Source organism: Mycobacterium sp. TH-M82, from assembly GCF_057473605.1.
In genome coordinates, this window is record NZ_JBYCKY010000891.1 from 1 (window position 1) to 6,051 (window position 6,051).

Annotated in this window: 7 protein-coding genes; 6 read left to right on the forward strand and 1 reads right to left on the reverse strand. The window is 63.1% G+C overall.

The window, feature by feature from the left end; translation table 11 throughout:
• The first annotated feature begins 136 nt into the window (after positions 1-136).
• From AC2VON_RS25955 to AC2VON_RS25975, 5 genes are all read left to right on the forward strand, one after another.
• The gene (locus AC2VON_RS25955) at positions 137-1,381 is read left to right on the forward strand and encodes a dihydrolipoamide acetyltransferase family protein (protein ID WP_486955378.1); all 1,245 of its coding nucleotides are present in this window, start codon (positions 137-139) and stop codon (positions 1,379-1,381) included.
• Positions 1,382-1,456: 75 nt separating this feature from the next.
• Positions 1,457-1,675, forward strand: a complete 219-nt coding sequence (locus tag AC2VON_RS25960; RefSeq protein WP_486955379.1) for a hypothetical protein — start codon at positions 1,457-1,459, stop codon at positions 1,673-1,675.
• 540 nt (positions 1,676-2,215) lie between these two features.
• Entirely contained in the window at positions 2,216-3,442 is a 1,227-nt protein-coding gene (locus tag AC2VON_RS25965) for a PEP-utilizing enzyme (RefSeq protein WP_486955380.1), read from the forward strand.
• Positions 3,439-4,497 carry a PEP/pyruvate-binding domain-containing protein gene (locus AC2VON_RS25970; protein WP_486955381.1) on the forward strand — a complete coding sequence of 353 codons (1,059 nt, stop codon included), beginning with the start codon at positions 3,439-3,441 and terminating at the stop codon, positions 4,495-4,497. Before AC2VON_RS25965 ends, AC2VON_RS25970 begins: the two co-directional genes overlap by 4 nt.
• A 14-nt stretch (positions 4,498-4,511) precedes the next feature.
• Positions 4,512-5,156 carry an HAD-IA family hydrolase gene (locus AC2VON_RS25975; RefSeq protein WP_486955383.1) on the forward strand — a complete coding sequence of 215 codons (645 nt, stop codon included), beginning with the start codon at positions 4,512-4,514 and terminating at the stop codon, positions 5,154-5,156.
• Here AC2VON_RS25975 and AC2VON_RS25980 read toward each other — a convergent pair.
• Complete coding sequence (locus tag AC2VON_RS25980) at positions 5,147-5,620, reverse strand: MaoC family dehydratase (RefSeq protein WP_486955384.1); 474 nt, start codon at positions 5,618-5,620, stop codon at positions 5,147-5,149. The two genes, AC2VON_RS25975 and AC2VON_RS25980, sit on opposite strands and share 10 nt — an antisense overlap.
• A gap of 202 nt (positions 5,621-5,822) precedes the next feature.
• Here AC2VON_RS25980 and AC2VON_RS25985 point away from each other — a divergent pair.
• On the forward strand, positions 5,823-6,051 hold a 229-nt coding region (locus AC2VON_RS25985), incomplete at its 3' end, for a GlcG/HbpS family heme-binding protein (protein WP_486955382.1).

Genomic DNA, 6,051 nt, shown 5'->3' on the forward strand with positions numbered 1-6,051 from the left:
CGGTGAACTGGCAGGCGCTGCCCGAGGAAGTCGGCGCGTTCATCCATCCGCACCCAAGTCTGTCGGAAGCGGTTGGTGAGGCGATGCTCGCCTTCACTGGACGATCACTGCACGGCTGAGCAGAGGGAGGGCTTCGATGGCTGACGAAATTCATGTGATCACGATGCCGAAGCTGGGTGAGACGGTCACCGAGGGCACCGTCGGCACGTGGTTGAAAGCCGTTGGTGACACCGTCGAGTTCGACGATCCGCTGTTCGAGGTGTCGACGGACAAGGTCGATTCGGAGATACCCAGCCCAGTCGACGGTGTCTTGCAGGAGATCCTCATCGAGGCAGGCGAGACGGTCCCGGTCGGTACCGCGCTGGCCAGAATCGGCAGCGGCAATGGTGTCTCAGCGTCGACTGCCCCTGCGGTCGCGGTACCTGCCACGGCAGCGGCGACTGCGGTTGCAGCATCTGCGCAGGATGGAAACGGCAGCCGGCTGCTCTCGCCGGTTGTGCGCAAGCTTGCCGCCGCGAACAACCTTGACTTGTCCGGAGTTTCCGGGTCGGGCGCCGGCGGGCGGATCATGCGCGAAGATGTCCTGACAGCGATCGACAGCGGTTCTGCATTGGTAGCACCTGTCGCGGCTGCGGTACCTGCGCCGCCTTCGGTCGTGGCACCCGCACGGGGCGGCCGCGACGAGGTGGTGCAGCTTTCTCGGATCAGGCTGGTTACCGCGGAGCGGATGCTGCAATCTCGGCAGACCTCGCCGCACGTGTGGACCTCGGTCGAGGTTGATCTCGAGCGGATCGAGCAGATCCGACAACAGCACAAGGAGCAGTTCAAGAAAGAGAACGGCGCGTCCCTCACCTACCTTCCGTTCATCGCTCGAGCGACCTGCGATGCGTTGCGTGCATTCCCAACCGTGAACTCCTCGGTGAACATGACCGACAAGACGATGACGCTGCACCGCTACGTCAACCTTGCGATCGCAGTCGACCTGAACGAACAAGGTCTGATGGCGCCGGTGATCAAGGGCGCCGACGCGCTGAACTTGCGGGGGATCGCCCGCACCATCAAGACCGTCGGTGACGCCGCGAAGGCAAAGACGCTCACAGCGGACGACCTTTCGGGTTCGACGTTCACGATCACCAACCCCGGACCGCTCGGGAGCTATGCGTCGGCGGCGATCATCAACCAGCCCAACGTCGCGATCATGTCCACCGAGGGAGTGTCGCGGCGGCCGACCGTTGTGGGTGATGCGATCGCCATCCACCACATGTGTATTCTCGGGCTCTCCTACGACCACCGGGCTTTCGACGGGGTCACCGCCTCGCGGTTTCTGATGTATGTGCGCGACGCGCTACAAGGCCGAGATTGGGAGGCGGAACTGGCATGAACACGCCGGCAATCGAAAGCAAAGAAGCAACGCTTGAACGCCGCGATGCGCTTGTCCTAACTACGATCGTGTTATGTGGAGAACCAGCTCGTGGGCGGTGAACTCGAACTTGTCGAGCGCCACCGCGACCGCGTCGGCATCAAGCAGCCGGTTTATGTCGTCCCCGCCATCAACGCTCACATTGCGCTGTGCCCGTCGCCCCCAGCCACAGGGCGGACCGATGATCGATCGCCCCGGGTGGGTAGCGATGCATACCCGGTACTGGATCGGCCAGGCGAGTTCGACTACGGCTGACTTATGGCAACCGTAGTTTCGATCGAGGAATTCGTCGCAGATGCCGGGTATCCTGGGTACCCAGGCTCCGAGAGGTATTCGCCTCCGTGGCTGAGCGAACCGTATTCTCCGTTTCGCGCTGACGATCAGAGCCGCTTCTGGTTTCTCGACTTTCACTGGCCACGCGGGCTCACTCCTATGGGCCTACTCAGTATGGTTGACGGATATACGCGGGGCACCCAGTATGCTGCGGAACACCTGCCACTGCCTTGGGGCCGTGGCATTGCGGTTCGCAGCGCCGGAACGCACATTTACGCCTCAGAGATTCCGGTCGATCGGAAGGCGGACGAGGCCGACCGTGCGGCACGGTTCGCCCGGGCCCTGCCGGCCTTCATCGGTAACTTTGACCGGATCTGGCGCAAGCGTCGCACAGAGATCGATGAGGATTGGCAGCGCCTTCGTCGAGCCGATCTTAGGTCTATGTCACACACTGAGCTTCGCGATCAACTGTGGCAGGCACGTGCCCACCACAGGCGGGCTTGGGAAATCCACTTCGAGTTAATGTATCCGCTGCTGGCCAATTACCTGGCCTTTCGCGGCCTGTGCACCGAGCTGGGTATCAATCCAGAAGAGATCGGCAAGTTTCTCGAAAGCGGTGACACCCAGATTATGGCAACGGACCGTAAACTGTGGGAGCTGGCGACGTCGGCCCGTGATGCCGGACTCGATGCCATTTTCGCGGCCACCGAACCCGAGCAGCTCGCGGCGACGCTCAGCAAGGCGGGCGGTCGGGCCGCGGGATGGCTGGCCAAGTTCGAGAGCTTTCTCGACGTTTACGGGTGGCGGACCGAGGGGATCGATGACATTGCGTTGCCCAGCTGGGTCGAAGACCCGACACCACCATTGGGCACCATAAAGACCTTTCTACAGAAGGCAACCCCGCACGACTTCACGGCTGCGCGCGAGGCAGCGGCCGAGGCGCGTGAGACAGCGCTCGACGCGGCACGATCTAAGCTGACGCGCGACGAGCAGGCCGCCTTCGACGCTGGGTTGGCTTCCTGTAACGCCGCCAATTTCGCCTGGTGGAACGAGGAACACGATTTCTACATCGACCTGCGGGCCACGTTGCCGATGCGCTGGGCGTGTCTGGCCATAGCCGAAGCGTTGGGTGCGGACGAAGCCGACGACACGCTCTTCATGTTTTGGCCGGAAGTGATCTCAGCGCTCGACGGGGAGACCCCACTCCGCCGATTCAAGAAGATCATCGCCGACCGCCGCCAGTACTTCACCTACTGGGGCGAGCGCCGGGCCATGATGCCCAAGGTGCTCGGCAGGGTGCCCGACACCGTCAGCGATCCCATCCTGATCGAGGTCTTCGGGCTCAACAAACATTTCCTGCATGCAGTGCGCACCGCGGGCTCGGATGGCACTGTTAAAACGTTGACCGGCGTACCGGCCGCCGGCGGTCGCGCGCGCGGACCCGCAAGGGTGCTGAACGATGCCGACAACCTGCACCGGATTCAGCCGGGCGACGTGTTGGTGTGCGAATCGACTTCGCCCAACTGGACTCCGGCGTTCGCGAAGATCGCGGGCTGTGTCTGCGACGGGGGCGGCACTCTGTCGCATGCGGCCATCGTGGGTCGGGAGTATGGGGTGCCGACGGTCACGGCGGTCGGCCTTGGGACGGTCCTGATTGATGATGGTGACGAGGTGGAGGTCGACGGTTCGGCCGGCATCGTCACCATTTACCGGGGATACGACGAGTCGGAGTCCGGAGCGTCGACATGACCCACTTCATCGGGTGGCTGGACCGACTGGATCCTGCAACGGCGACCGCTGTCGCGGGGGCGAAGATGGGTCGACTGACACAACTGTCGCATCTTGGTTTGAAGGTGCCTCGCGGATTCACCGTGACCGTCGACGCCTATACTCGGCACTTTGCCGAGTCCGGCCTGGATACCGCTGTCGCAGAAAGATTGTCGACAATACCTGCAGCCACCGATCATGAGCGACTCGCCGTCGTCGCGCAAACCATCCGTAGGAAGGTCGAGCAGACGCCTGTGGTACCGACACTCGCTGCAGCTATCGCAGACGCATACGCCGAACTGAGCTTCCGCTGCTATGAGATCAATCAGCCCGTCGCGGTCCGCAGCTCGGCGACGCAAGAGGACAGCGCCCAAGCGAGTTTCGCCGGCATCTTCGACACCTACCTCGGCATGTCAGGTGAAATCCAGGTGCTGGCGGCTGTACGGCGGTGCTGGGCAAGCCTTTTTTCCGCCCGCGCGCTGGGCTATCGCCTCGAGCACGGTCTCTCGCACCGGGACATGCCGATGGCGGTCGGTGTGCTCGAACTCCTTTCCGCGCGGGTGTCGGGTGTCGCATTCTCCGTCCACCCGGTGTCTGCGAAGCGAGACCGGATCGTCATCGAGGGCAACTGGGGATTGGGCCAGGCAGTGGTGCAGGGTGCGGTGACGCCCGACCACATCGAAGTCTGCAAGGTGGACCGGCGAGTACTGGCATACGACGTCGCGGACAAACGGGTCGTCTCAGCCTTCGACTACGCGACGAGCGGAGTTGTTGAGACCGCCATGCCCGCCCGCTTCCGCGGCGCACGGGTCCTCGACGACGAGGAGATCGGGGCGATCGCGAACGCGGTCTGCGCGATCGAGGATCATTACGGGCACCCGGTGGACGTGGAATGGGTGATCGACCGGGCTCGCCGCACGGGGGATCCGGTATCCATCGTGCAAGCCCGACCCGTCACCGTGACGACCGAGGATTGTGGAACCAGCTGGGACCTAGGTGCCTACGCCATAAAATACGCGTTCGGTGAACAGTCATGATGCCGCAAGCGTTGGTGCTCGACTTCGGCGGCCCGGTCCTGCTCACTCCCTTCGAGGTGGTGCAAGATTTCGAGCGCCGACTTGGGCTGGCCTCTGGCACGTTTGAATGGGCCGGGCCGTTCGATCCGGCTAAGGATTCGCTGTGGCGCAGGATGCAAGCAGGCGAGATCACCGAGGACGAATATTGGGTGACTAGGGCCGAGGAGATCACCGCGGTGACCGGTGGCCGAGGACTTCGCGCGATGATGGCGCAGTTGTACCCCGCCGACGAGGTCGATTCGTTGATCCGTCGCCAGGCGCGTGAAGCTGTATGGGCCGCCAGGGCCGCAGGAGTGCGGACGGCCGTGTTGACCAACCACCTCGCGCAGTACTACGACGACGACTGGATCGGCCGCGTCGGTTTCCTGAACGAGGTGGATGTGGTGATCGACGGTTCCCGAACAGGTGTGCTCAAGCCCGACCCAGCCGCCTACCGGTCGGCCTTGGACCCTCTCGAGACCCCGGCCGAAGCGGCGCTGTTCGTCGACGATCAGCCGCGAAATATCGACGGCGCACGCGCGATCGGCATGCCGGCGTTCCTGTTCGACGTGACCGAGCCTTCCGAGTCGTACCGAAAGATTGTCCGGTCGCTCGGGCTGAGCGAATTAGATCAGGTGTAGTACCGAAATACCGCGTCCGCGACACAGCAAGGCTTTGGCTCGTTCTCGACCTCGTATGTGAGGTGGTACACAGCCTGTGCCCCGCCGCTCACCTCGGTCACCTCCGCGAGCTCGGCATGCATTCGGGTCCGCGCGCCGACCTTGAGCGGGGCAGGGAACCGCACCTTGTTAAGGCCGTAGTTGAGGACGACGTTGAATCCGGACACTGTGCACACTGACCCCAGCAGCACGGTCGACATGCCCAGCGTCAAAAACCCATGCTGAATAGTGGTGCCGTACCGGCCATTTCGGGCCCTTTCCGAATCAACATAAATCCATTGCTCGTCACCGGTCAACTGAGCGAATGTGGTGACAACCCGTTGCGTCACATCCACCCAATCGCTGACACCGAGTTTCGTCCCCGCGCGCGCCCGCAGCCCGTCTAGGCCGGCAATCACAATCGGTCCGCTGCCCCTGGTCGTCATCGCCGACGTGTCGAGACTCATCTGACAACCTCCACTGGGACTCTCGTGTTCGCGCCGGTGTTCAAGAACCATCATCCGCTGGTACTTCGCACCCGACCGCGAGCTTTCCGGTCCGCGGAACGGACCGTGGCCAGGCCGCGACTCGAGGTGGAAGGTACGTAACGTAGCGGGTAACGATTCTCATGGCGAAAGGTAGGGGCCGATGGCGGACTTGATAGAAGCACGGACCATCAGCTTCGCCGCTGCTAACCGCGTACTGGACGCGGCCGTCCAGGAGGCCGAGAAATTGCAGGTTCGTTTCTGCATCGCGGTCGTCGACAGTGCCGGGAACCTCCTCGCATATGGCCGGATGGACGGTGCTCCGCTGCTGTCTGGTCAGCTCGCACAGGACAAGGCCTACACCGTCGCAGCTTTCGGACTGCCGACCCACG

What these genes read in the sequence shown, in the direction of transcription:
- AC2VON_RS25955 (WP_486955378.1), top strand. Translation starts at nt 137, where the DNA reads ATGGCTGACGAAATTCATGTGATCACGATGCCGAAGCTGGGTGAGACG.
- AC2VON_RS25965 (WP_486955380.1), top strand. Translation starts at nt 2,216, where the DNA reads ATGTATCCGCTGCTGGCCAATTACCTGGCCTTTCGCGGCCTGTGCACC.
- AC2VON_RS25970 (WP_486955381.1), top strand. Translation starts at nt 3,439, where the DNA reads ATGACCCACTTCATCGGGTGGCTGGACCGACTGGATCCTGCAACGGCG.
- AC2VON_RS25980 (WP_486955384.1), bottom strand. Translation starts at nt 5,620, where the DNA reads ATGACGACCAGGGGCAGCGGACCGATTGTGATTGCCGGCCTAGACGGG.